This window comes from Burkholderia guangdongensis (genome assembly GCF_013403875.1).
GTDB classification, from domain to species: Bacteria; Pseudomonadota; Gammaproteobacteria; order Burkholderiales; family Burkholderiaceae; genus Burkholderia; species Burkholderia guangdongensis.
In genome coordinates this window covers 223,100-247,083 of the sequence record NZ_JACBNX010000002.1, presented here as the reverse complement: position 1 = coordinate 247,083, position 23,984 = coordinate 223,100, and the positions used below count along the sequence as shown (strand labels likewise).

21 protein-coding genes are annotated in these 23,984 nt (G+C 71.3%); 9 read left to right on the top strand and 12 right to left on the bottom strand.

Annotation, left to right across the window (positions count from 1 at the left end; translation table 11 throughout):
* The first annotated feature begins 45 nt into the window (after nucleotides 1-45).
* Nucleotides 46-1,326: an amino acid deaminase gene (locus tag HZI36_RS03710; RefSeq protein ID WP_179401282.1), complete on the top strand. Its 1,281-nt coding sequence runs from the start codon at nucleotides 46-48 to the stop codon at nucleotides 1,324-1,326.
* Nucleotides 1,327-1,465: 139 nt separating this feature from the next.
* Here the strand turns inward: HZI36_RS03710 and HZI36_RS03705 are convergent, their stop codons facing one another.
* Together HZI36_RS03705 and HZI36_RS03700 are read right to left on the bottom strand one after the other, a co-directional pair.
* Entirely contained in the window at nucleotides 1,466-1,924 is a 459-nt protein-coding gene (locus HZI36_RS03705; RefSeq protein WP_179401281.1) for a MarR family winged helix-turn-helix transcriptional regulator, read from the bottom strand.
* A 22-nt stretch (nucleotides 1,925-1,946) separates the two neighbouring features.
* Complete coding sequence (locus HZI36_RS03700; protein ID WP_179401280.1) at nucleotides 1,947-3,542, bottom strand: MFS transporter; 1,596 nt, start codon at nucleotides 3,540-3,542, stop codon at nucleotides 1,947-1,949.
* Nucleotides 3,543-3,660: 118 nt separating this feature from the next.
* Between HZI36_RS03700 and HZI36_RS03695 the strand changes: the two genes are divergently transcribed.
* Nucleotides 3,661-4,500, top strand: a complete 840-nt coding sequence (locus tag HZI36_RS03695; RefSeq protein WP_179401279.1) for an EcsC family protein — start codon at nucleotides 3,661-3,663, stop codon at nucleotides 4,498-4,500.
* Here the strand turns inward: HZI36_RS03695 and HZI36_RS03690 are convergent.
* The 10 genes from HZI36_RS03690 to HZI36_RS03645 all read right to left on the bottom strand — a co-directional run bounded on the left by HZI36_RS03690 (nucleotide 4,470) and on the right by HZI36_RS03645 (nucleotide 14,485).
* Nucleotides 4,470-5,432 carry an alpha/beta hydrolase gene (locus tag HZI36_RS03690; RefSeq protein ID WP_179401278.1) on the bottom strand — a complete coding sequence of 321 codons (963 nt, stop codon included), beginning with the start codon at nucleotides 5,430-5,432 and terminating at the stop codon, nucleotides 4,470-4,472. The two genes, HZI36_RS03695 and HZI36_RS03690, sit on opposite strands and share 31 nt — an antisense overlap.
* An 88-nt stretch (nucleotides 5,433-5,520) precedes the next feature.
* On the bottom strand, nucleotides 5,521-5,955 hold the full coding sequence (locus tag HZI36_RS03685; protein ID WP_179401277.1) for a CHRD domain-containing protein: 435 nt from the start codon (nucleotides 5,953-5,955) through the stop codon (nucleotides 5,521-5,523).
* 167 nt (nucleotides 5,956-6,122) lie between these two features.
* Nucleotides 6,123-7,736: a phospholipase D-like domain-containing protein gene (locus tag HZI36_RS03680; RefSeq protein ID WP_179401276.1), complete on the bottom strand. Its 1,614-nt coding sequence runs from the start codon at nucleotides 7,734-7,736 to the stop codon at nucleotides 6,123-6,125.
* A gap of 148 nt (nucleotides 7,737-7,884) precedes the next feature.
* Nucleotides 7,885-9,006, bottom strand: a complete 1,122-nt coding sequence (locus HZI36_RS03675; protein ID WP_179401275.1) for a dihydrolipoamide acetyltransferase family protein — start codon at nucleotides 9,004-9,006, stop codon at nucleotides 7,885-7,887.
* A gap of 4 nt (nucleotides 9,007-9,010) precedes the next feature.
* The gene (locus HZI36_RS03670) at nucleotides 9,011-9,991 is read right to left on the bottom strand and encodes an alpha-ketoacid dehydrogenase subunit beta (RefSeq protein ID WP_179401274.1); all 981 of its coding nucleotides are present in this window, start codon (nucleotides 9,989-9,991) and stop codon (nucleotides 9,011-9,013) included.
* Nucleotides 9,984-11,072: a pyruvate dehydrogenase (acetyl-transferring) E1 component subunit alpha gene (pdhA, locus tag HZI36_RS03665; RefSeq protein WP_179401273.1), complete on the bottom strand. Its 1,089-nt coding sequence runs from the start codon at nucleotides 11,070-11,072 to the stop codon at nucleotides 9,984-9,986. The genes HZI36_RS03670 and pdhA overlap by 8 nt, the downstream gene beginning before the upstream one ends.
* Before the next feature lie 164 nt (nucleotides 11,073-11,236).
* Nucleotides 11,237-12,007: a glycosyltransferase family 2 protein gene (locus tag HZI36_RS03660; protein ID WP_179401272.1), complete on the bottom strand. Its 771-nt coding sequence runs from the start codon at nucleotides 12,005-12,007 to the stop codon at nucleotides 11,237-11,239.
* A gap of 119 nt (nucleotides 12,008-12,126) precedes the next feature.
* Nucleotides 12,127-13,386, bottom strand: a complete 1,260-nt coding sequence (locus HZI36_RS03655) for a chorismate transformation FkbO/Hyg5 family protein (RefSeq protein ID WP_484478979.1) — start codon at nucleotides 13,384-13,386, stop codon at nucleotides 12,127-12,129.
* Between the two features lie 22 nt (nucleotides 13,387-13,408).
* Complete coding sequence (gene fabG / locus HZI36_RS03650) at nucleotides 13,409-14,125, bottom strand: 3-oxoacyl-ACP reductase FabG (RefSeq protein WP_179401271.1); 717 nt, start codon at nucleotides 14,123-14,125, stop codon at nucleotides 13,409-13,411.
* A gap of 75 nt (nucleotides 14,126-14,200) precedes the next feature.
* A complete protein-coding gene (locus HZI36_RS03645) occupies nucleotides 14,201-14,485 on the bottom strand; it encodes a phosphopantetheine-binding protein (RefSeq protein ID WP_179401270.1) in 285 nt (94 codons plus the stop codon).
* A 647-nt stretch (nucleotides 14,486-15,132) separates the two neighbouring features.
* Here HZI36_RS03645 and HZI36_RS03640 point away from each other — a divergent pair.
* From HZI36_RS03640 to HZI36_RS03610, 7 genes are all read left to right on the top strand, one after another.
* On the top strand, nucleotides 15,133-15,795 hold the full coding sequence (locus tag HZI36_RS03640; protein ID WP_179401269.1) for a COG4648 family protein: 663 nt from the start codon (nucleotides 15,133-15,135) through the stop codon (nucleotides 15,793-15,795).
* A 63-nt stretch (nucleotides 15,796-15,858) separates the two neighbouring features.
* Entirely contained in the window at nucleotides 15,859-17,646 is a 1,788-nt protein-coding gene (locus tag HZI36_RS03635; protein ID WP_179401268.1) for an AMP-binding protein, read from the top strand.
* Complete coding sequence (locus tag HZI36_RS03630) at nucleotides 17,643-18,596, top strand: lysophospholipid acyltransferase family protein (RefSeq protein ID WP_179401267.1); 954 nt, start codon at nucleotides 17,643-17,645, stop codon at nucleotides 18,594-18,596. Before HZI36_RS03635 ends, HZI36_RS03630 begins: the two co-directional genes overlap by 4 nt.
* Entirely contained in the window at nucleotides 18,593-19,243 is a 651-nt protein-coding gene (locus HZI36_RS03625; protein ID WP_179401266.1) for a LolA-related protein, read from the top strand. The genes HZI36_RS03630 and HZI36_RS03625 overlap by 4 nt, the downstream gene beginning before the upstream one ends.
* On the top strand, nucleotides 19,243-21,858 hold the full coding sequence (locus tag HZI36_RS03620; RefSeq protein ID WP_179401265.1) for an MMPL family transporter: 2,616 nt from the start codon (nucleotides 19,243-19,245) through the stop codon (nucleotides 21,856-21,858). The genes HZI36_RS03625 and HZI36_RS03620 overlap by 1 nt, the downstream gene beginning before the upstream one ends.
* Nucleotides 21,855-22,727 (top strand): polysaccharide deacetylase family protein, encoded by an 873-nt coding sequence (locus HZI36_RS03615; RefSeq protein ID WP_179401264.1) that lies wholly within the window; start codon nucleotides 21,855-21,857, stop codon nucleotides 22,725-22,727. Before HZI36_RS03620 ends, HZI36_RS03615 begins: the two co-directional genes overlap by 4 nt.
* Nucleotides 22,728-22,777: 50 nt before the next feature.
* Nucleotides 22,778-23,983 carry a beta-ketoacyl-ACP synthase gene (locus HZI36_RS03610; RefSeq protein ID WP_179401263.1) on the top strand — a complete coding sequence of 402 codons (1,206 nt, stop codon included), beginning with the start codon at nucleotides 22,778-22,780 and terminating at the stop codon, nucleotides 23,981-23,983.
* Nucleotide 23,984: the final 1 nt, after the last annotated feature.

The window sequence follows — 23,984 nt, the reverse complement described above, 5'->3', positions numbered from 1 at the left end:
GTGTCAATGTTGGGACCATACATATCGATGATGGAGCGGGATGAAATGAAAGTTACAAACTATCAGGAAACCTCGATCGATCCGTTCGGCAAGGGCCTCGGCAATCTGCCGGGCGCGAGCGTGCCGCTATCCGACGCGCGCCGGCTCGAATGGAATCTGCTCGCGGAGGATGTGAGCCTGCCGGCCGCCGTGCTGTACGAGGATCGCATCGAGCACAACCTGAAGTGGATGCAGGCGTTCGTCCAGGAATACGGCGTGAAGTTCGCGCCGCACGGCAAGACGACGATGGCGCCGCAGCTGTTCCGCCGCCAGCTCGACGCCGGCGCGTGGGGCATCACGCTCGCGACCGCGCATCAGACGCGCGCCGCGTATCACGGCGGCGTGCGCCGCGTGCTGCTCGCGAACCAGCTCGTCGGTCGCCACAACATGATGATGATCGCCGAGCTGATGTCGGATCCGGAGTTCGAATTCTTCTGCCTCGTCGATTCGGCCGACGGCGTCGATCAGCTCGGCCGCTTCTTCGGCGAGAAGAAGAAGACGCTCAACGTGCTGCTCGAGCTCGGCGTGCCGGGCGGCCGCACCGGCGTGCGCGACGACGCGCAGCGCCAGGCGGTGCTCGACGCGATCGCGCGGTATCCGGATACGGTAAAGCTCGCCGGGATCGAGCTGTACGAAGGCGTGCTGAAGGAGGAAGCCGACATCCGCGCGTTCCTGCAGGGCGCGGTCGCGCTGACGCGCGAGCTCGCCGCCGCCGGCCGCTTCGCGCGCACGCCGGCGATCCTGTCGGGCGCGGGCTCCGCGTGGTACGACGTCGTCGCGGAAGAGTTCGCGAAAGCGTCGGACGCGGGCTTCGCGGAAGTCGTGCTGCGCCCCGGCTGCTATCTGACGCACGACGTCGGCATCTACAAGCACGCGCAAACCGGCGTGTTCGCGCGCAACCCGATCGCGCGCAAGATGGGCGAAGGGCTGCTGCCCGCGCTGCAACTGTGGGCGTACGTGCAGTCGGTGCCGGAGCCGGACCGCGCGATCGTCGCGCTCGGCAAGCGCGACTCCGCGTTCGACGCCGGCCTGCCGGAACCCGCGCGCCACTTCCGCCCGGGCCGCGACACCGCGCCGCGCGACGTCGCCGAGAGCGAGGGCTGGGCGATCACCGGGCTGATGGACCAGCACGCGTACCTGCAGATCGCGCCCGGCGCGGACCTGAAGGTCGGCGACATGATCGCGTTCGACATCTCGCACCCATGCCTGACGTTCGACAAGTGGCGCCAGCTGCTCGTCCTCGATCCGCAGTTCCGCGTGAAGGAAGTGATCGAAACGTTCTTCTGATGTTCTGATGCGCGCCTGACGCGCACCCGACGTGCGCGAGTCGCGTCTTACCGGCGCGTCTGACCGGCGCGTCTGACCGGCGCGTCTGACCGGCGCGTCTGACCGGCGCGGCGGCCGACCGGCGCCGCGCGCGGCCCGCTCAGCGCGCGCCGGACTGTTCGTCCGAATGCGCGCCGACCTCTACGATCCGCGATTCGAGCGTCGCGAGCGCGCCCGAGAGCGCGGTCAGCGCGTCGTCCGGCAACACGGTCATCGTCTCGCGCAGGAACGCGTTGCGGCGCGGCACGCCCGCGTCGAACGCGGCGCGCCCGTCCGCGGTCAGGCTCACGTTCGTCACGCGGTTGTCGCGCGCGTCCGATTCGCGCTCGACCCAGCCGAGCGCCTCGAGCGCCTTCAACTGGCGCGTCAGCGCGCCCGGGTCGACGCGCAGCACCTCGACGAGCCGCTTCTGCGACGAGCGCCCGCCGAACCGGTCGAGCATGACCATGATCCGCCAGCGCGGCATCGGCTGCCCGACCTGCGACTCGAACGCGGACATGAATGCGCGATACGTGCGTCCGAACTGCTGAAAAATCGCGACGCGATCCTGTTCTTCCATGCGTTGAATCCGACTCCGGGGGTTATTCGACGACGACGCTCGGCTCGACCGCGCGCCGCAGCTTGACCGGCGGCACGCGGCCGCAGTGCCACACCGCATAGACCGCGACGACCGCCGACAGCGCGATGCCGAGGTGGATCGCGCCGACCAGCGATTCGCGGGCCGACTCGAGCAGCAGCGCGCCGTTGTGCCCGGCGCGCCCAAGCTCCGCGACGAGGCTGCTTTGCGCGGCGCGGTCGATCAGGATCTGCGGATCGGCGAGCTGCGCATACCAGTGCAGCGCGTGGTCGGCATCGAGCGCGCTGCGCACGCCGTTGCCGTACATCTGGTTCACCAGCGTGCCGGTGATCGCAGTGCCGACCATCCCGCCGACCATCCGCAGCGACTGCAGCAGCGCGGTCGCGATGCCGAGGTGCTGGCGCCCGGCCGTCTGCTGCGCGAACACGGTCAGGTTCGGCAGCACGAAACCGAGCCCGACGCCGCCCGCGACCATCAGCGACATCAGCGCCCAGGTCGGCATCGCGCGCGTCGCGACGGTAATGCCCGCGCACGTCAGCGCGAACAGCGCGAAGCCGATCCGAAGCATCGCGTTCGGGTTCCGGATCCGCGTGACGATGCGGCCGTTCATGATGCTGCCGATCGTGATGAACACGACGAGCGGCGTGATCACGAGGCCCGCGTCCTTCGGCGACATGCCGAAGCCGCCCTGGAACAGCAGCGGCGCATAGAACAGCAGCGACAGCATCGCCATGCCGGCCAGGATCGCGAGCACGAACAGCGCGGACAGCGAGCGGTTGCGGAACATGTCGAACGGCAGAATCGGATGTTCGCAGCGCTTCTCCCAGTGCCACAGCGCGGCGCCCGCGCCGACCGTGACGACGAGCAGCAGCGTCGCCCAGCTCGCGATCCCGTACTTCGGCAACCATTCGACGAACAGCTGCATCGAGCCGAGCGTCAGTGCGATCAGCAGCGCGCCGGGCCAGTCGAGACTCATCTGGCGGTCGTCATCGGCCTGCCGCAGGTGCGGCAGATAGCGCCATACGAAGAACAGCGACAGCAGGCCGACCGGCAGGTTCACGTAGAACACCGAGCGCCAGCCGTAATACTGGGTCAGGAAGCCGCCGAGCGACGGGCCGATCGCGTTCGCGATCCCGAACGCGGAGCTCAGGATCACCTGCCAGCGCAGCCGGACGACCGAATCGGGGAACAGATCGGGCACGCACGCGAACGCGGTGCCGACCAGCATCCCGCCGCCGATCCCCTGCAGGCCGCGCGCGAGCACGAGGAACAGCATGCTGTTCGCCATCCCGCACAGCGCCGACGCACCGGTGAACACGACGATCGACGCGATCACGAACGGCTTGCGCCCGTAGTGGTCGCCGAGCCGGCCGAAGATCGGCACGGTGATCACCGACGTCAGCAGATACGACGTCGCCACCCACGCATAGAGATCGAACCCTCTCAGTTCGGAGACGATCGTCGGTAGCGCGGTGCCGACGACGGTCTGGTCGAGCGCGACGAGCATCGTGACGAACGACATGCCGAGCATCGCGAGCAGTGATTCCCGGAACGGCAGCACTTGCCCGCTCGAATGGTGGGCGGCGGTATGAAGGGCCATTTTTTGTTAGCGCAACTTTTGACGAGTCAAAGAATTCGGGATTCTAGCATGGGTGGGGTATGCTGGCGACGGCCTGAATGCGTGTATGCGCGGCGAAACGCCACCGCGAGGGAGAGAAATGGAACCGATTTCAATCGGCGTCGCGACGACGCTGTCCGATCAAGACCTGGATGCGCTGCGACGCGCGAAGCAGCGGCTCGACAGCCCGTCGCTGACGATGAAGCTGACGAGCGTCGTCGGCGCGCCGATCGAGAAGATGATCGGCAAGCTGCCGGACTTCGCGACCGGCAAGATCCACGACGCGACGCAGATCGCACTGCGCAAGTGCCTGAACATCGCGCTGCGCACGCTCGGCCGGCCGAACGCCGACGACGCGCCCGACAAGCCGAGCAACCTGCTGCACAAGCTCGCGGTCGCGACGACCGGCGCGGCGGGCGGCGCGTTCGGCTTCGTCGCGCTGCCGGTCGAGCTGCCGGTCACGACGACGCTGATCTTCCGCTCGGTTTGCGACATCGCGCGCAGCGAGGGCGAGGATCTGTCGTCGATCGACACGCAGTTGCAGTGTCTCGCGGTGCTCGGGATGGGCAGCGCGGCGCTGCCGAAGGAAGGCGACGCGGATCTCGGCTACTTCGCGATGCGTGCGGCGCTCGCGCAGGCGATCTCGCGGGCGTCGTCGGAGATCGCGTCGAAGGGGATCGCGTCGCACGGCTCGGCCGCGCTGTTCCGGCTCGTGCAGACGGTCGCGTCGCGGTTCTCGGTGCAGGTGACCGAGCAGATGGCCGCGAAGTCGATTCCGGCGCTCGGCGCGGTGCTCGGCGCCACCGTCAACACGCTGTTCATCGATCACTTCCAGCAGATGGCGCACGGGCATTTCGCGGTGCGCCGCCTCGAGCACAAGTACGGCGCGGCCGTCGTGCGGGCCGCGTATCAGGCGATCGACGCCTCGCCCACGCGCTGAACCGACCGCTCGACCGCGACCCGGCGCAGAAACGCGGCCGCCCGGTCGAGCGCGCGCCGCGATTCCGGCAAGAACGGCGTGTACACCTGCCAGACGTGCGGCATGTCGGGCCAGATCTCGATCTCGACCTGCACGCCCGCGGCCCTCGCCTTGTCGGCGACGCGGCGCGAATCGTCGAGCAGCACTTCGGTGCTGCCGGCCTGGATGAACAGCGGCGGCAGTCCGGCGAGATCCGCGTACAGCGGCGACGCGTACGGATGCGTGCCCGGCGTGTCGCCGAGATAGAGCTTCGCGGCCTTGCCGAGCGCCGGGCCCGCGAACATCGGGTCGATCCCGTCGTTCGTGCGCAGCGTCGCGCCGGTCGCCGCGAGATCGGTCCACGGCGAGAACAGGATCGCGCCGGCCGGCAGCGGCTCGCCGCGATCGCGCAACGCGACGAGCGTCGCGAGCGCGAGCCCGCCGCCCGCCGAATCGCCGCCGAGCACGATCGATTCCGGCGGCGTGCCCAATTCGAGCAGCTTCCGGTACGCGGCGAGCGCGTCGTCGAGCGCGCCGGGGAAGCGCGTTTCAGGGGCGAGCCGGTAGTCGAGCGAGAACGAGCGCACGCCGGCGCGCTTCGTCAGTCCGAACACGAGCGGGCGATGCGTCTTCGTCGAGCAGAAGTAATAGCCGCCACCGTGAAAGTACAGCAGCATGCGTCCGTTGCGACGGCCGGCCGGCAGGTCGGTGCGCTCGAGCCATTCGCCCTTCAGCGGCGCGTCGCCCGGCCCGTCGCACTCGCGCAGCCGGTAGCCGGACGGCGCGCGGCGCGGCACGCGCATCCGCAGCCGCGTGAAGCGGCGCGCACGCTCCGGCTCGACCACCGGGCGGGTGGTCTCCGGATGGAACTGCCAGCGCAACAGCCAGCACGCGACTTTGCTTTGCCAACTCATCGGACGCACTCCGTATCGAAATGTGTCGATGGTACGTGCGATTGCGCCGGCAACGTTCGACAGGTGCCTCTACATCAAACGCCGGCCATCAGCTCGCCGGCAGCACCTGCCCGCGGATCTCGCCCGCCGGATGCGCCTTCGTATGCACGTTGAAATACCACTTGCCGGCCATCAGGTCGCCGACCTGCGTGTCGGTCAGCTCCTTCGAGCCCTTGATCGGGCTCGCGAGCCCGTCCTTCGGTATCCCCACCTGCGGGTCCGCGTTCTGCCCGACAGGCGCCGGCCCGTGGAAGTGCGCGGCCGTCGCCGGCCCGGTCAGATCCTGGTACGTGACCGTCCACTGCAGCGTGTGGGTCGACGTGTCGAACGTCGCGTCGACCTTGCCCGAGCCCTTGCTCGTCGTCGGCGGTACCTCGCTCGACGGCTGCAGGTTCGCGGTCAGATGAACAGTCTCGGCGGCAGCGCTGCCGGCGGCCAGCACGCCGGCCATCAGCGCGACACGAAGGAAACGCAGCTTGAGCATGGGATCTCCTTGTACGTCGTGGAACGCCACCGGGCGGTGGTCGTAACCGCATGTTAGTCGATCCGGGCCGATTCCACCGTGCGTTGGCCGATCGGCCAGGCGGGCAGATGCCGCGCACGAGCCTCGTTCCGGGCGGGCTCCGAGCGGCACGATCGCCGGCGCCGTCGCTACAGCTGATCCTCGACCGGCAGCATCCTGAAGAACGCGGTCAGCAGGTTGCGCAGCAGCCCCGCGTGCGGATCGGTCGTGTACGTGCGCATCTCGCCGTCGTCGACGCCGTGCCAGACGATCTTCGCCGCGCCCGGCCCCGACGGCGCGGCGAGCGACAGCTTGTAGCTGCGCTCCGGCTGCGTCACCAGCGCGAAAATGTCCGCGACCTGCCCCGCGATCTGCGGGCTGTGGATCACGAGCGCGAGCTCGGTGTTCAGGTGCGCGGAGCGCGGATCGAGGTTCATCGAGCCGATCACGAGAATCTTCCGGTCGATCACGTACGCCTTCGCATGCAGGCTCGCGCGCGATTGCGACCCGAAGATGCCCGGCCGCAGGCTGCGCTGCTGCGCCTTGAACTCGTACAGCTCGACGCCGCACTGCAGCAGTGGCACGCGGTAGGGCGCATAGCCGGCCTGCACCGCGACCGCGTCGGTCGCCGCGAGCGAGTTCGTCAGGATCGCGACGCGCACGCCGCGCGCGGTCATCGCGGCGGCCGTGTCGACACCCGCCGGGTGCGGCACGAAGTACGGCGAAAACCCGAGGAACGACTCGTGCGCGTCGCGCGTGAGCTCGATCAGCCGCTGCAGCGGCGGGCTCACGTAGTCGCTCGTCGGCAGCGCGATCTTGTCCGGCAGATCGGCCTTGAACTCGGCCGGCGCCCACGCGAGACCGAGCGCGCCGCTCGAGATCTGCTCCGCGAGCGGCTTCTCGTCGGCCGGCATCGCGTCGAACGTATCGACGTACTTGTACCAGTGCGTGCGCAACTCGTCGCGCATCGCGTCGAGATCCTTCGCGTCGAACGTCTGGTGATTCAGCGTCGACAGTGGATAGCTGCGCGCGCTCGCCCAGTACGTGTCGAAGCTCGCCGACACGTCGCGCACGATCGGGCCCGCCGCGAGCACGTCGAGATCGCGGAACTGCAGCGTCGGGCTCGCGCTGAAGTATTCGTCGCCGATGTTGCGGCCGCCGACGATCGCGACCTGGTTGTCCGCGATCATCGCCTTGTTGTGCATCCGGCGCGTGAACGTGTCGATCTGCGCGAGCACGTGCGTCGCGCGCTGCATCATCCCGCCCGCCTCCGAGCCGAACGGATTGAACACGCGAACCTCGATGTTCGGATGCGAGTTGATCGACGCCATCACGCGGCCGATGTCGCGGAAGTTCAGGTCGTCGACGAGCATCCGCACGCGCACGCCGTGGTCCGCCGCATAGAGCGCGACGCCGAGCAGCATCTTGCCGGTCTTGTCCTCGGTCGCGATGTAGTACTGCATGTCGAGCGTCTTCTTCGCCGCGAGCCCGAGCGCGACGCGCGCCTGCAGCGCCTCGGTGCCGGTGGGCAGCAGGCGGAAGCCCGATTCGCCCGGATGCGCGGCCTCCGGCGCCGCAAGCGCGTCCGACAGTGGCGTCTTCACGTCCGGCGGCAGCGCGTGCGAGACCGTGCGGTTCAGCGTCGTCGCGGGGGGATGGGTCGCGCATCCGGCGACGAGCGCCAGCAGCGCGCAAACGGCGAGCGCCCGGCACGCGCGGGCGGCACGAAAGGTCGGCGCGAGCCGGATCGGGGACGTCGGCACGTTTTCCTCGGCAAGCGGATCGGTGTGGAGCGCGCGTATGCGCCGCGCACGGGCAGGTTCGTTTCGGCCGATTCTAAGTGTCGTGAAATGACGCGGTCAATCGCGGGCAGGTGTCGCGGGCCGATGTCGCGCGGCCCGCCCCGTACGCCTATTGCGCGAGCTGCAGATCCGCGATCGCCGCCGCGAGAAAGCGCGCGGCCTCGCCGCCCGTGACGACGCGGTGATCGAACGTCAGGCTGAGCGGCAGCAGCCGGTGCACGACGGCCACGCCGCCGACCGGCACGACGCCGTCGTGGATGCGCCCCGCGCCGAGGATCGCGACGGTCGGCGGCACGACGATCGGCGCCGCGTACTTGCCCGCGATCATCCCGAAGTTCGACAGCGTGATCGTGTTGCCGCGCATCTCCTCCGGCGGAATCCTGCGCGCGCGGATGTCGTCGCGCATCCGGTCGAGCCCCGCGCGCAAGTCGGCCGCGTCGCGATGCGCGACGTCGCGCAGCACCGGCACGAAGAGCCCGTCGACCAGATCGACCGCGATGCCGACATCGATTTTTTCGAGCACGTGCCGCCGCCCCGTGTGCCCCTCGTACCACGTGTTGAGCCCCGGTTCCGCGCGGCAACCGGCCACGAGCGCGCGGATCAGCCGGATCGTCACGTCGGTGCGCGCGGGCCACGCATCGATGTCGGCATCGTCGATCACGGTCGCCGCCGCGACCTCGCTCTGCGCGCGCGCCATGTTCTGCGCCATCGCGCGCCGCACGCCGCGCAGCACCTCGGGCGGCCCGACGTCGGCGAGCACCTTCGCGACACGCTGCACGTCGGCCGCGGTGATCACGCCGTCGGCGCCGGACGGCGTCACCATCGCGAGATCGACGTCGAGCTTGCGCGCGAGCGCGCGCACCGCCGGCATCGCCTTGATCCCGCCCGCGCCGCCCCCGCCCCCCGCGCCAACGCCAAGCGCGGCCGGCTCGTCCTGCACGACGCGCGCGCTCACCTCGACCTCGCCGACGACGGTGCCCGTATCCGCGTCGTCGCCCGCCCCCTCGAACGCGACGAGCGCCGCGCCGAGATGCACGATGTCGCCGGGCTGGCCGAACAGCTTCGAAATCCTGCCGGCCAGCGGCGACGGGATGTCGACGATCGCTTTCGCGGTCTCGACCGACAGCAGCGGCCGGTCGGCGTCGACCTCGTCGCCCGCCTTCACGTGCCATTCGATGATCTCGGCTTCCTGCAGGCCTTCGCCGAGATCCGGGAGCTTGAAGATTTTCATGGGTTTACGCCCCCTCCAGCGTCTTCCTCACCGCCGCGACGATCCGCGCCACGCCCGGCAGATTCTGCTGCTCGAGCCGGAACAGCGGCACGACGACGTCGTAGCCCGTCACGCGCTGCACCGGCGAGAGCAGCGAATAGAGGCCGCGCTCCGCGATGTTCGCGGCGATCTCCGCGCCGAATCCGCCGGTGCGCGCGGCTTCGTGCACGATCACGCAGCGCCCGGTCTTCGCGACCGACGCGAGGATCGTGTCGACGTCGAGCGGCTTGAGCGTCGCGACGTCGATCACCTCGGCCATCACGCCCTCCTTCGCGAGCAGGTCCGCGGCCGCCTGCACTTCCTGCAGCGCCGCGCCCCAGCTGACGAGCGTCACGTCGGAGCCGTCGCGCAGCGTGAAGCACGTGTCGAGCGGCAGCGCTTCGCCGTCGTCCTCGATCGGCTGGCGGAACAGGCGATACAGGCGCGTCGGCTCGAGAAAGATCACCGGATCCGGATCGCGGATCGCCGCGAGCAGCAGCCCGTACGCGCGCGCGGGCGACGACGGGATCACGACGCGCAGCCCCGGAATGTGCGCGAACAGCGCCTCCGGATTCTCCGAGTGATGCTCGGGCGCGTGGATGCCGCCGCCGCTCGGCGCGCGGATCACGAGCGGGCACGACAGCCGGCCGCGCGTGCGGTGGCGCAGCCGCGACGCGTGGTTCAGCACGTGATCGAGCGCCGGATAGATGAAGCCGCTGAACTGGATCTCGGCGACGGGCCGCAGGCCCATCGCGGCCATGCCGACCGCGGCGCCCGCGATGGCCGTCTCGGCGAGCGGCGTGTCGATCACGCGCTCGGCGCCGAAGCGCGCCTGTAGATCGACGCTCGCGCGGAACACACCGCCGTTCACGCCGATGTCCTCGCCGAGCAGCACGACGGCCGGGTCGCGCGCGAGCTCGTACGCGAGCGCGCGGTTCACCGCCTCGACGAGGTTGAGGTCAGCCATGGTGGTTCCCCGGCGCTGGTGCGAACGCGAGCGCGGTGTCGCGCTGCTCGCGCAGCGCGTCCGGCAGCGTCGCATACAGATGATCGAACATCGCGGACGCATCGGGCGGCGCGACCGTGAGATACGCCTGCACCGCGGCTTCGACCTGCTCGTAGCACGCCTTGCCGAGCACCGTGTCCTGCGCCTTGTCGAGCACGTTCCGGTTCATCAGGTACTTGCGCAGGCGCACGAGCGGTTCGAGCTCCCATTCCTTGCCGACGGTTTCGGCGTCGCGATAGCGCGTCGCGTCGTCGGCGGTCGTGTGGTCGCCGAGCCGGTAGCTGAGCGCCTCGACGAGCGTCGGCCCGCCGCCGCGCCGCGCCTTGTCGAGCGCCTCGGCCACGGCCTGATGCACGGCGATCACGTCGTTGCCGTCGACCTGCCGCCCTTCGATGCCGGCTGCGATCGCCTTCTGCGCGAGCGTCTGCGCGGCGGTCTGGCGCGCGCGCGGCACCGAGATCGCCCACTGGTTGTCGTTGACGACGAGCACGAGCGGCGCCTGCCAGACGCCCGCCATGTTCATCGCCTCGTAGAAGTCGCCCTTCGACGTGCCGCCGTCGCCGAAAATCGTCACCGCGACGCGCGGCTCGCGGCTCAGCATGAACGCGTACGCGGCACCCACCGCATGGCAGACCTGCGTGCCGATCGGCACGCAATTCGGGAAGTCGCGCGGCACCGCGCTGAAGTTGCTGCCGCGCTCGTCGCCGCCCCAGTAGAGCAGGCTCTCCACCATCGTGACGCCGCGCAGCAGTTGCGCCGCGTGGTCGCGATACGACGGGAACAGCACGTCGTCCGTCTGCATCGCGCTCGCGACGCCGACGCCGATCGCCTCCTGCCCGACCGACGACGCGAACGTGCCGAGCTTGCCGGTGCGCTGCAGCGCGACGGCCTTCGCGTCGAACGTACGCGTGAGCACCATCGCGCGATACAGCGGCAGCAGCGCCGCCGGATCCTGCGCGAACGGCGGAAACGGCTGGACCGGCTCGCCGTCGGGGCCGAGATACTGCGTATGGTCGATGTGAAAACGCGCGACCGTACTCATGGCACGCCTCTGTTCGGTTGCGGGCGGGGTCGTCGCACGTGCGCGAGGCCGCGCGGACGTGCCCTTATTCCGGCCCCAAGACCATTGTTCAACCTTAGTCAGTCCGCCGATGAAAGCAAGTCGGGTCTGTACGCACGGACGCGGCACGCAGGCGCGCGCGTGGCCTATGCGCGGCGCTTCAGCCGCCGCGCGACCAGTATCGGCAGCCGCAGCAGGCAGCCGGCCACGAGCCGCAGATGCATCCACACGAGCAGCAGGTTGTCGCGGCAGTAATTGAAGTGCGACACGCCGCCCTCGTTCGCGCGGAAGTAGCGCACCGGCGCGTCGATGCGGATCGGCCGCACGCCGGCCCAGCACAGGCGCACGGCCGCCTCGGGGTCGAAGTCGAAGCCGCGCATCCACGCGTGCCGGTGCATGATCGCCGCGAGCGGCGCGACCGGATACACGCGAAAACCGTACAGCGAATCGCCGATGCCGGCCCACAGTGTCTCGACGTCCGCCCACACGTTCGACAGCCGCCGCCCCTGCACGCGGATCTGCGGCGCGCTCGAATCGAACTTCGGGAAGCCGAGCACCATCGTGTCCGGCGCGGCCTGCGACGCGACCATGAACGCGGGGATCAGGTCGGCCGGATGCTGGCCGTCGGAATCCATCGCCAGCACGTGCGTGAAGCCGCGCGCGGCCGCCGCGTCGAGCCCCGCGAGCACCGCGGCGCCCTTGCCGCCGTTCGTCGGCAGCACGATCACGTGCAGCCCCGGATCCTGCGCGGCCATCGCGACGAGGCGCTCGGCGCTGCCGTCCGTGCTGCCGTCCACGACGACCCAGACGGGATTCCACTGCGCGCGCGCGCTGCGCACCGTCTCGTCGACCTTCACGCCGGGGTTGTAGCTCGGAATCAGGACGAGGTGCGTGGTCGAGGCAAGGGGCGTGGACATGGAAACGGCCGGTTGCGGTGAGAACGGGACCTGACTGAATTCTAGGTTTTCGCCGGCGACGGGGCGGACGGCGCAGGGGCTGACCGCCCCCTCGGGCGGCAGCGAGCGTGGGGGTCGTTTCATCCCAGGCGCTCCACCTGATGGCCGGCGCTCGCCTCGATCTCGATCAGCAGATCCGCGCGGCAGACGTCGGCGCGCAGATACAGCGGCCGCGCGTCGGCGCCGGCCGCGTCGCGCAGCGCGCGATCGATCGCGGCGAGCGCGGCCGCGTCGTCGGGATCGCGCACGTAGACCTTGTAGACGAGATCGGACAACGCGAAACGCGGCCCACCGCGCCGCGCGGCCTCGTCGAGCACGGCCGCGAGATTCGCGAACGTCTCGCGCGTCTGTGCAAGCACGTCGCCGCGATGCAAGGTCCGATGTCCGACGATGCTCGCGGTGCCCGACACGAACAGCACCGGCGCGGCCGCGCCCGGCCACACGGCCGCGCGCGCGAACGTCGGCGCGCGCGCGCCGTACCGCGCAGGATAGTGATACGCGCTGACCTGCCGCGGATTCTCGATCGCGTCGGCCGGCGTGCGGCTCGCGAGGAAATAGACAGAGAGCGGAGCGGCGTCGTCCGTGCTGTCGGCCCTTCCGTCGGCCCTTCCGTCGGCCCTTCCGTCGGCCCTTCCGTCGTCCCTGCTGTCGTCCCTGCTGTCGTCCCTGCCGTCGACCATCGTCGAGCCGAGCGCGCACGCGGCGGGCACCGCGCCCGTCAGCGTGCGACGGCTCGCGTCGAACGCGCGCTGGCGGCCCGCGTTGAACTGCCGGTAGCGCTCGAGCCCGAACTGCTCCGCGTTGATCGCGGGCACCGTGTTCCAGATCCGCAGCAGGTGCGGCATCGCGAGCGTATCGATCAGCGCGAACAGCGCGCGGTACGCGGCGCAGGTCGCGCGCTCGAGCGGCGTCGTGCCATCGGTGCCATCGGTGCCGTCGATGCCACCGGTGACGCCAGCGCCGTCGCCCGACGCGAAATCCGCCTCGCGCAATGCGATGCTGCCGAACACGAGCCCCGCCGATTCGCTGTATCGATAACGGAGCGGGCCGCTTGCCGCGCTGACGACGTCGCCCGCATCGCACTGCCAGATCTCGAAGCACGCGTCGTCGCGGCACGCGAGCGGCGCCGCGCCGGCCGGCGCGAGCGGCGCCATGTGCACCGGCGCGAGCGGCAGCGTCGGCGCGGCGTCGGCGAGCACGGCCCAGCGCGCCGGATCGCCAAAGCACGCGGCGCCGAGCGCACCCGGGAACGCGCGGTCGAACGCGTCCGCGCGAGCCTCGGGGCCCGCGTCGCTCAGCCGCGCGGCGACACGCGCGGCGCCGGCCTGGACGAGCCGCAACGCGCCACGCGTGGCGCGCGCGTCAGGCGAGCCCGCCGTTGATCGACAGCACTTGTCCGGTGACATAGGCAGCCGCATCGGAAACCAGATACGCGACCATCGCCGCGACTTCGCCGGGTTCGCCCGCGCGCTGCGCGGGCACGAGCTGCTTGATGCGCTCGGGCGGGAATGCGTCGCCGGCCATCGGCGACGCGATGATGCCGGGCGCAACGGCGTTCACGGTGATCCCGCGCGACGCGAGCTCGAGCGACAGCGACTTCGTCGCGCCGATCAGCCCGGCCTTCGCGGCCGCGTAATTGACCTGCCCGCGGTTGCCCGTCACGCCAGCGACCGACGCGATGTTCACGATCCGTCCGCGACGCGTGCGAATCATCGGCAGCAACAGCGGCTGCGTGACGTTGAAGAAGCCGTTCAGCGACACGTCGATCACGCTGCGCCATTGCCGCTGCGTCATGCCGGCCATCGGCGCGTCGTCGTGGATGCCCGCGTTGTTCACGAGGATCTGCACGGGCGCGTCGTCGGTCACGCGCGCGAGCGCGGCGTGCGTCGCATCGGCGTCGGTCACGTCGAACGCGATCGCGCGCGCGGCGCCGCCCGCCGCGACGATTCGCGCGGCGACGGCTTCGGCCTGCGCCAGATTGCGGTTCGCGTGCACCCAGACTTCGTGGCCCGCCTGTGCGAGCGCATCGCAGATCGCCTGTCCCAGTGCACCGCTGCCGCCCGTCACGAGCGCGCGCATCGACTGTCCTCCCTCATTCGTTGATCATTCCGGCGGCCGCGGCCGCGCGCGTCACGGCATGCGCGTGCGCTAGCACTAGCGCACGCGATGCTCGGCGACGTACGCGGCGAGCGCGCCGAGTGTCGCAAAAATCTTTTCGTTGTCGGGATTGTCCGAGCGCAGCTCGAAGCCGTACTTCTTCGAGATCAGCAGCGCGATCTCGAGAATGTCGATGGAGTCGAGCCCGAAGCCGTCGCCGTACAGCGGGGTATCGGCACTCACTTCGTCGAGTCGGACGTCCTCGAGGTTCAGTTCGCCCACGATCAGCGTGGCGAGCTCTTGTTCCAGTTCGTTCATCATGCTTGCAAGCAGGCAGCGCACCGCAGCGGCGAGCGAACGGAAAACGACGGCACGACGCGCGCGCCGGCTGAGCCGCCCGCCCGCTTCCGCCGGCCACCCCGCCCGCGTTATTTGGGGATCGTTTGATAAAAAGTTAGGCGGATTCTAGACGAAGGGGTAGGTGTCGTATACCGCGAAAGGGTTACAGAGCTACCGGCGCGCGCAGGCCCGCATTTTGGGACGCGAACGCACCGGACGCTTGAGCCACTTTGGGCGGATATCGATCGGGCGCGCGGCGCGCGGCGCCGCAAGCCATACAATCAGTTACAAACCCGCGGGCGGACGGACGGACGCGGCCCGGCCGGCACCCTAAAATGTGCGCGGCGCCGGCCCCGATACCCGTCGGGCCCGCCATTCGTACGACGATTTTGCGGCGCGACGCCGTTGAATTGCGTTGCCCCGATCAGACCTGTTTCGACCCGCGCAGCCATGCAGCTCACGCTTGTTTGCCCCGTTCCGGACCGTCGAGCCGTCCGCCGCGTTCAGCGCGGCGGGGGGCGCCGCCGTGTCGTGCGTGTCGTGCGTGTCGTGCGTGTCGTGCGTGTCGTGCGTGTCGTGCGTGTCGTGCGCGTGGTGCACGCCGGGAGTGCCGGGAGTGCCGGGAGCGCCAGCCATGCCGGGAGCGCCCGATGACGACGCCAGCCGCGATCGCGCGCGGCACCGCGGCCGTGGCCGCGGTGGCCGCCTATCAGGCCGGCGCGCACTACGCGGCCGCGACGCCGGGCGCGCACGGCGTCGGCCTCGCGCTCGCGCTCGTGCCGCCGCTGTTGATCGCGCTCGGCGCCGCGCTGCGCTCCGCGCGGCGCGCATGGCTCGTGCCGCTGTGGGCGCTCGCGTGCGCGGCGCTGTGGAGCGCGCGCGCGCCGCTCGCGCAGCATTTCGGCTGGGGCCTGTATCTGGAGCACGCGAGCTTCAACGTCGCGATGGCGCTGCTGTTCGGCCGCACGCTCGCGCGCGGCCGGATTCCGCTCTGCACGCGCTTCGCGACGATGATCCACGGTACGCTCACGCCCGCGGTCGCCCACTACACGCGCCGGATCACGCTCGCGTGGACGCTGTTCTTCGTCGCGACGGCCGCCGTGTCGACGCTGCTGTTCGCGGCCGCGTCGATCGTCGCGTGGTCGACGTTCGCGAATTATCTGTCGCTGCCGCTCGTCGGCGTGATGTTCGTCGCCGAGCACGCGTGCCGCCGTTTCGCGCTGCCCGGCGAGCCGACCGCGGGCATCGCCGACGCGATCCGCGCGTACCGGCAGACCACGCGGGAAAGCGCGCCGAGCGGGCGCGTGCCGTGAAGCGCCGCGCGATCGCCGGAGGCGTCCGCGCCGTTGCCTATTTTCGTTGTCACTGAAGAAGTCATGCCGAGTCATCCGCTCGTATTCCATTCGTCGCCGGACCAGACGATCGCCTGGCGCGACGGCGCCCCCGTGCCGGTGCGCGCGTTTCTCGCCGACGTCGCGCGGGTCGCGGCCGCGCTGCCCGAAGGCGGCCACGTGTTCAACGTGTGCCGCGACCGCTACCGTTTCACGGTCAGCCTGTGCGCGGCGCTCGTCGCCGGCAAGATCAGCCTGCTGCCGTCGACACACACGCCCGATACCGTGCGCCAGCTCGCCGCGTTCGCGCCCGACGCGTTCTGCCTGCACGACACGCCCGACTGCGCGATCGACCTGCCGCGCTTCCGTTACCCGGAGCCGGACGCCGATGCCGCGCCCGCCGATGCCGATGCCGATGCCGCGATCCCTCGGATCGACGCGTCGCGAATCATGGCGTACGTGTTCACATCCGGCTCGACCGGCGCGCCGGTGCCCCACCGCAAGACCTGGGGCTTCCTCGTCGACAACGTGCGCGCGGCCGCCGCGCGGCTCGGGCTGCTCGACGCGCGTCCGTGCACGATCGTCGGCACCGTGCCCGCGCAGCATATGTACGGCTTCGAATCGACGGTGCTGCTCGCGCTGATCGGCGGCCTCGCGTTCAGCAACCGGCAGCCGTTCTACCCGGTCGACATCCGCGCGGAACTCGACGCGGTGCCGCAGCCGCGCGTGCTCGTCACGTCGCCGATCCATCTGCGCGCGCTGCTGGCGTCATCGGAGCGCGCGCTGCCGAGCGCGTCGCTCGTGCTGTCGGCGACCGCGCCGCTCGCCGAGAAGCTCGCGCGCGACGCGGAGGCGCGCCTCGCGGCACCGCTGATCGAAATCTACGGCAGCACCGAGACCGGCCAGATCGCGACGCGACGCACCGCGCACGGCGCGACCTGGGCGCTGTTCCCGGGCGTGCGGCTCGACGCGCGCGCCGCCGCGCCGGGCGACGACGGCGGGCCGACCGTCTGGGTATCGGGCGGGCACGTGGAGGAGCCGGTGCCAATGGGCGACGCGCTCGAGTTGCTCGACGACACGCACTTCCTGCTGCACGGGCGCAAGGCCGACCTGATCAACATCGCGGGCAAGCGGACGTCGCTCGCATACCTGAATCATCAGCTCAATGCGATCCCCGGCGTGGTCGACGGCGTATTCTTCATGCCCGACGACGATACGCGCGGTGAGCACGGCGGACACGATAAGCACGATAAGCACGAAGCGCACGACAGGCATGGCGAACCGGTCGCGCGGCTCGTCGCGCTCGTCGTCGCGCCCGGCGTCGCGGTCGCGGACCTGCAGCGCGCGCTGCGCGAGCGGATCGACGCGGCGTTCATGCCGCGGCCGCTGCTGTTCGTCGACGCGCTGCCGCGCAACGACACCGGCAAGCTGCCGCGCAACGTGCTCGCGGCGCTGGTCGCGCGGCAGATGCGCGGCGCGCCACCGCCACCCGCCCCCGTCACGTTCACGATCCCGGCCGACCACCCGGCGCTGCCGGGCCACTTTCCGGGCCGGCCGATCGTGCCGGGCGTCGTGCTGCTCGACCACGCGATCAGCGCGATCGGCGCCGCGCTGAACCGTCCATTCGACACGTGGCGGCTCGGCTCCGCGAAATTCCCGAGCCCCGCCGCGCCCGGCGAGCCGCTCGCGCTCGCCTTCGACACGGCCGCGAGCGGCGCGATCCGCTTCACCGTGCGGGCCGGCCCGCGCGAGGTCGCGAGCGGCGTGCTGTCCGCGCCGTCGGCGCCGCAAGAACGCGCCGCCGGCACCACGCGGCAGACGGCGGGCCGATGAGCCGCACCGCGTGGGCCGAGCGCCAGGAGCGCAGCAACGTCGGGCTGCTGCGCGCGATGACCTGGCTGTCGCTGCGCGTCGGCCGGCGGGCGTCGCGCGCGCTGCTGCATCTGGTCGCGCTCTATTTCGTGCTGTTCTCGCCGGCCGCGTGCGCGGCCTCGCGCGACTATCTGCGCCGCGCGCTCGGCCGCCCCGCGCGCTGGCGCGACGTGTACCGGCACGTGTTCACGTTCGCGACGACGATCCACGATCGCATCTACCTGATGAACGAGCGCTACGATCTGTTCGACATCCGGCTGCACGGCGAGACGCGCGTCGACGAAGCGCTCGCGCGCGGCCGCGGCGCGTTCCTGATCGGCGCCCATCTCGGCAGCTTCGAGGTGATCCGCTCGGTCGGCCGCACGCAGCCGGCGCTGCGCGTCGCCGTCGCGATGTACGAGGAGAACGCGCAAAACATCAACGCGGCGCTCGCCGCGATCAATCCGGCCGCGAGGCCGGACGTGATCCCGCTCGGGCGCGTCGACGCGATGCTGAAGGTGCACGAGCGGCTCGACGCGAACTGCATGGTCGGCATCCTCGCCGACCGCACGCTGCCGCACGACACGCAGGCGTCGACGCTGCGCGACCTGCTCGGCGCGCCCGCGGCGTTCCCGCTCGGCCCGCTGCACATGGCCGCGATGCTGAAGCGGCCGGTGATCTTCATGACCGGCCTCTATCGCGGCGGCAACCGCTACGACGTCCACTTCGAGTCGCTCGCCGATTTCACGGGCCTGCGGCGCGACGCGCGCGCGGCCGCGGTCGACGATGCGCTCGCACGCTACGTCGCGCTGCTCGACCGGTATTGCCGCGCGGCGCCGTACAACTGGTTCAATTTCTTCGACTTCTGGCAGAACGACGAGGCGCCCGCGTCGCGCACCGATCTGCCCGCCACCCGGAACTCCGACGCATGACCGCCCTTCGCCGCCCTCCGCTGCGCCTCCGGCGCGCCGTCACCACGCTGGCGGCCACGCTGACCGCGGCCGCCAGCGTGCTCACCGCACTCACCGCGCCTGCCCACGCGGCGGACGCGTCCGCCGCGAACGCTGCCGGCTGGACCCTCGACCGGCTGATGGCGACGCTCGCGCAGAACAAGTCCGGCCGCGCGACGTTCACCGAAACGAAATACCTGTCGATCGCCACGCGGCCGCTCGAATCGTCGGGCGAACTCGTGTTCGTCGCGCCCGACCATCTCGAGAAGCACACGCTAAGCCCGAAGCCGGAGAACCTCGTCGTCGACGGCGACATGCTGACGATCGAGCGCAACGACCGCAAATACACGCTCGCGCTCGCGCGCTATCCGGAGCTCGGCGCGTTCATCGACAGCATCCGCGCGACGCTCGCCGGCAACCGCTACGCGCTCGAGCACGTGTACAAGGTCGCACTCGCCGGCCGCGGCGACGACTGGACGCTCACGCTGACACCGCTCGATGCGCGGATGCAGAAGATCGTCACCACGATCACGCTCGACGGCACGCGCGACGAGCTGCGCAGCGTCACGATCCGCCAGGCCGACGGCGATCATTCGCTGATGCGGCTCCACCCGGCCACCCCGCGCTGATGGACACACGCACCCGGCCCGATCCGTCGGTCACGCGCCGTGCATCCGCCGCGCGGCGGCGCGCGGTGCTCGCGTGGCTCGTCGGCGTGCTCGCATGCGCGGTCGCGATCGGCCGCGCGCACTTCACCGCGGACTTGTCCGCGTTCCTGCCGCGCTCGCCGAGCGCCGGCCAGCAGATCCTCGTCGACCAGCTCCGCGACGGGCTCGTGTCGCGGCTGATGCTCGTCGCGATCGACGGCGGCGACGCCGGCACGCGCGCGGCCGTGTCGAAAAAAATCGCGGCGACGCTGCGCGGCGACCCACGGTTCGCAGCGGTCAACAACGGCGAGCCGGTGAACGACGCCGCCGATCAGCAGTTCCTGTTCGCGCACCGCTACGTGCTGAGCCCGACCGTGACGCCGCAACGCTTCTCGGCCGACGGGCTCCATCAGGCACTCGGCGACAGTCTCGACCTGCTGAGCTCGTCGGCCGGTCTCGTCGCGAAGGACATGCTGCCGCACGACCCGACCGGCGAAATCGCCGCGCTCGTCGGCCAGCTCGACAGCGCCGCGCAGCCCGCGCTCGCCGACGGCGTGTGGGCGTCGCGCGACGGCCGGCGCGCGGTGCTCGTCGTGCAGACGGCCGCCGCCGGCTCGGACACCGACGCGCAGGCAAGCGCGATCGACGCGGTGCATCGCGCGTTCGACGCGGCCGCGCGCGCGGTGCCGAACGCGGCCGCGTGCCGGCTGCTGATGACGGGCCCAGGCGTGTTCTCCGTCGACGCGCGCGACACGATCCGGCACGACGTCGAGCGCCTGTCGACGCTGAGCGTCGTGCTGATCGTCGCGCTGCTGCTGACCGTCTACCGCTCGCCGCGCACGCTCGCGCTCGGGCTGCTGCCGGTGCTGTCGGGCGTCGCGGCCGGGCTCGCGGCGGTCAGCGTCGCGTTCGGCACCGTGCACGGACTCACGCTCGGCTTCGGCACGACGCTGATCGGCGAAGCGGTCGACTACTCGATCTACCTGTTCGTGCAGTCCGCGCAACGGCGCGCGAGCGACGCGCCGGCCGCGGACCCGATGCGCGCGTGGATCGCCGCGTACTGGCCCACGATCCGGCTCGGCGTGCTGACGTCGATCTGCGGCTTCGCGTCGATGCTGTTCTCCGGTTTCCCCGGCCTCGTGCAGCTCGGCCTCTATTCGATCGCGGGCCTTTCCGCGGCCGCGCTCGTCACGCGCTTCGTGCTGCCGCATCTGCACGGCGGGCGCATCGCGATCCGCGACGTGTCGCGGCTCGGCGCCGCGCTCGCGCGGGCCGCGCAGGCGGCGCCGAAACTGCGCGTGCCGCTCGCGGTCGTCGTGCTCGCCGCGTGCGCGACGCTCGCGCTGCAGCGCGACCACCTGTGGAGCCGCGAGCTCTCCGCGCTGAGCCCGGTGCCGGCCGCCGGCCAGGCGCTCGACGCGAGCCTGCGCGCGGACGTCGGCGCGCCCGACGTCCGCTATCTGGTCGTGATCCCGGCCGCGACCGAGCAGGCCGCGCTCGAACGCGCGGAGAAGATCGCCGCACAACTGCAACCGCTGGTCGAACACGGCGTGCTCGCCGGCTACGAGAGCCCCGCGCGCTACCTGCCGAGCGACGCGACGCAGCGCGCGCGGCTCGCGAGCCTGCCGCCCGCGGACGTGCTCGCGGCACGGATGCGCGCGGCCGTCGAGAATCAGCCGGTCACGGTCAAACCGGGGCTGTTCGCGCCGTTCATCGCCGACGTCGACGCCGCGCGCCAGCAGCCGCTGCTGACGCGCGCGGATCTGAAGGGCACGTCGATGGCGCTCGCGGTCGACGCGTTGCTGACCGAGCGCGCGGGCCACTGGAGCGCGATGCTGCCGCTGCGCGCGCCAGCAACGTCGCCGAACGCGCCGGACGTGACGCACGCGCCTCATGCCGCCGGGCCGAGCCTCGACGCCACGCCGATCCGTGACGCAGTCGCGCGCGCGGGCGTGCCGGGCGCGCTGTTCGTCGACATGAAGGCGGAGGCCGACCGCCTGTATGTGAACTACGTGCACGAAGACCTGCGGCTGTCGCTCGCGGGCTTCGCGGCGATCGCGGTGCTGCTGGCCGTTGCGCTGCGCTCGCCGCGCCGCGGCGCGCGCGCGCTCGCGCCGCTCGTCGCCGCGGTGCTCGTCGTGACGGCCGGCTTCGCGCTCGCGCACGTGCCGCTGACGATCCTGCATCTGATCGGGATGCTGCTGATCGTCGCGGTCGGCTCGAACTACGCGCTGTTCTTCAGCGCACGCGCCGACGTGGTGGCTGACACGGTGACCGATTCAGCGGCCAACACGGCAACCGGCGCGCAGCCGATCGCGCCGCACACGCTCGTGTCGCTCGCGATCGCGAATCTCGCGACCGTCGCCGGCTTCGGGCTGCTCGCGCTGTCGCGCGTGCCGCTGCTCGAAACGTTCGGGCTCACGGTCGGCCCGGGCGCGATCCTCGCGCTCGTGTTCGCCGCCATCCTCGCGCCGCGGCCCCAGCAGCCCCCTCCGCCCCTACAGCCGCCGGGCCCCCTGCGGCCCACGCGCCCCCAGCAGCCCCCTCCGCCGGCGGCCGCCGCCGGCGCCGCATCCCGCAACGGAGACCCCGCATGAACGCGAGATCGCCAACGCTGCCGCCCACGCCGCCCGGCGCACCGCGCCGCTGGAAGCCGACGCCGCTGATTACCGGCACCGCGGCGCTGCACGTCGGCGCGGCGACGGCCGTCGGTGCGCACCCGGCGGCGTGGCCATGGGCCGTGGGCGGCGTCGCCGCATCGCACCTGGTGCTGTCCGCAGCGGGCCTGTGGCCGCGCAGCGCGTGGCTCGGCCCGAACTGGACCCGGCTCCCCGACGGCACCGACCGCCGGATCGCGCTGACGATCGACGACGGCCCGAACCCCGAGATCACGCCACGCGTGCTCGACCTGCTCGACCGCTACGGCGCGCGCGCGACGTTCTTCTGCATCGGCGAGCGCGCCCGCGCGCACCCGAAGTGCGTCGAGGCGATCGTCGCGCGCGGGCACGCGGTCGAAAACCACAGCCAGCGGCACTGGCACACGTTCTCGCTGTCCGGGCCCGGCGCGCTGCGGCGCGAGATCGACGCCGCGCAGCGCACGCTCACGGACATCGCCGGCACGCGGCCGCTGTTCTTCCGCGCGCCGGCGGGGCTGCGCAATCCTTTCCTCGAGCCGGTGCTCTGCGAGCTCGGCCTGCAGCTCGCGAGCTGGACGCGGCGCGGCTTCGACACGCGCACGCGCGACGCCGGCACGATCGCGCACCGCCTGCTGCACGGCCTCGCGCCGCGCGACATCCTGCTCATCCACGACGGCCATCCGGCGCTCGACGCGCGCGGCGAGCCGGTCGTGCTCGACGTGCTGCCGCGGGTGCTGCGCGCGGCCGCCGACGCGCAGCTCGGCTGGACCACGCTGCGCGCGGCGCTCGCGCCCGCAGCGGCGCCGGCCGGCCCGTCCGGGGCCATTTGATAAAATTCAAAGGCATTCGGCACACGAACCGGCAATCGGACTTGACCCCAGTGAAACCTCTCCTGCTTTCGCACTTCACGGCCACGAGCTGCGCGGGACGCGGGCTCGACGCGACGCTCGCGGCGCTGCGCGGCCAGCGCGGCGGCCTCGCGCCGTGCGACTTCGAGCGCGCGGACCTCGACACGTGGATCGGCGCGGTCGACGGCGTCGACGCCGAGCCGGTGCGCGCCGACCTCGCCGACTTCGAGTGCCGCAACAACCGGCTCGCGCAGCTCGGCCTCGCGCAGGACGGCTTCGCCGCGAACGTCGACGCCACGATCGCGCGCTACGGCGCGCAGCGCGTCGGCGTGTTCATCGGCACGAGCACGGCCGGCATCCTCGAGACCGAGCGCGCGTACCAGCGGCGCGACCCGGCGAGCGGCGCGCTGCCCACCGACTTCCACTATGCGCACACGCACAACCCGTACTCGCCCGCCGCGTTCGTGCGCGCGTACTTCGCGCTGCGCGGGCCGGCGATGGCGATCTCGTCCGCATGCTCGTCGGGCGCGAAAGTGTTCGGCTCCGCGCGCCGGATGATCGAAGCGGGCCTGATCGACGCGGCCGTCGTCGGCGGCGTCGATTCGCTGTGCCTGACGACGCTGTACGGCTTCAACTCGCTCGAGCTGCTGTCGCGGCAGCCGTGCCGGCCGTTCGACGTCGCGCGCGACGGCATCTCGATCGGCGAGGCCGCCGCGTTCGCGCTCGTCGAACGCGTGCCGGACCGCGCGCTCGACGACGATGCGATCCTGCTGCTCGGCGTCGGCGAATCGAGCGACGCGCATCACATGTCGTCGCCGCATCCGGAAGGGCTCGGCGCGCGCGTCGCGATCGAGCAGGCGCTCGCGTCGGCCGGCCTCGCCGCGCGCGACGTCGACTACATCAACCTGCACGGCACCGCGACGCCGAGCAACGACACGGCCGAGAGCCGCGCGGTCCGCGCGCTGTTCGAGCGCACGCCGAGCAGCTCGACGAAGGGCGCGACCGGTCACACGCTCGGCGCGGCGGGCGCGCTCGAGGCGGTCGTGACCGCGCTCGCGCTGCGCGGCCGCTTCGTGCCCGCCGGCATCAACACGACACAGCCCGACCCGGCGCTCGCACTCGACTACGTGCTGACGAGCCGCGACGCGAACGTGCGGATCGCGCTCAGCAACTCGTTCGGCTTCGGCGGCACGAACTGCAGCCTGATTCTCGGCCGCGCGGACCGCGCGCGGCACTGAC

What these genes read in the sequence shown, in the direction of transcription:
- HZI36_RS03710 (WP_179401282.1), top strand. Translation starts at nt 46, where the DNA reads ATGAAAGTTACAAACTATCAGGAAACCTCGATCGATCCGTTCGGCAAG.
- HZI36_RS03705 (WP_179401281.1), bottom strand. Translation starts at nt 1,924, where the DNA reads ATGGAAGAACAGGATCGCGTCGCGATTTTTCAGCAGTTCGGACGCACG.
- HZI36_RS03700 (WP_179401280.1), bottom strand. Translation starts at nt 3,542, where the DNA reads ATGGCCCTTCATACCGCCGCCCACCATTCGAGCGGGCAAGTGCTGCCG.
- HZI36_RS03695 (WP_179401279.1), top strand. Translation starts at nt 3,661, where the DNA reads ATGGAACCGATTTCAATCGGCGTCGCGACGACGCTGTCCGATCAAGAC.
- HZI36_RS03690 (WP_179401278.1), bottom strand. Translation starts at nt 5,432, where the DNA reads ATGAGTTGGCAAAGCAAAGTCGCGTGCTGGCTGTTGCGCTGGCAGTTC.
- HZI36_RS03685 (WP_179401277.1), bottom strand. Translation starts at nt 5,955, where the DNA reads ATGCTCAAGCTGCGTTTCCTTCGTGTCGCGCTGATGGCCGGCGTGCTG.
- HZI36_RS03675 (WP_179401275.1), bottom strand. Translation starts at nt 9,006, where the DNA reads ATGAAAATCTTCAAGCTCCCGGATCTCGGCGAAGGCCTGCAGGAAGCC.
- HZI36_RS03670 (WP_179401274.1), bottom strand. Translation starts at nt 9,991, where the DNA reads ATGGCTGACCTCAACCTCGTCGAGGCGGTGAACCGCGCGCTCGCGTAC.
- pdhA (WP_179401273.1), bottom strand. Translation starts at nt 11,072, where the DNA reads ATGAGTACGGTCGCGCGTTTTCACATCGACCATACGCAGTATCTCGGC.
- HZI36_RS03660 (WP_179401272.1), bottom strand. Translation starts at nt 12,007, where the DNA reads ATGTCCACGCCCCTTGCCTCGACCACGCACCTCGTCCTGATTCCGAGC.
- fabG (WP_179401271.1), bottom strand. Translation starts at nt 14,125, where the DNA reads ATGCGCGCGCTCGTGACGGGCGGCAGCGGTGCACTGGGACAGGCGATC.
- HZI36_RS03640 (WP_179401269.1), top strand. Translation starts at nt 15,133, where the DNA reads ATGACGACGCCAGCCGCGATCGCGCGCGGCACCGCGGCCGTGGCCGCG.
- HZI36_RS03635 (WP_179401268.1), top strand. Translation starts at nt 15,859, where the DNA reads ATGCCGAGTCATCCGCTCGTATTCCATTCGTCGCCGGACCAGACGATC.
- HZI36_RS03630 (WP_179401267.1), top strand. Translation starts at nt 17,643, where the DNA reads ATGAGCCGCACCGCGTGGGCCGAGCGCCAGGAGCGCAGCAACGTCGGG.
- HZI36_RS03625 (WP_179401266.1), top strand. Translation starts at nt 18,593, where the DNA reads ATGACCGCCCTTCGCCGCCCTCCGCTGCGCCTCCGGCGCGCCGTCACC.
- HZI36_RS03620 (WP_179401265.1), top strand. Translation starts at nt 19,243, where the DNA reads ATGGACACACGCACCCGGCCCGATCCGTCGGTCACGCGCCGTGCATCC.
- HZI36_RS03615 (WP_179401264.1), top strand. Translation starts at nt 21,855, where the DNA reads ATGAACGCGAGATCGCCAACGCTGCCGCCCACGCCGCCCGGCGCACCG.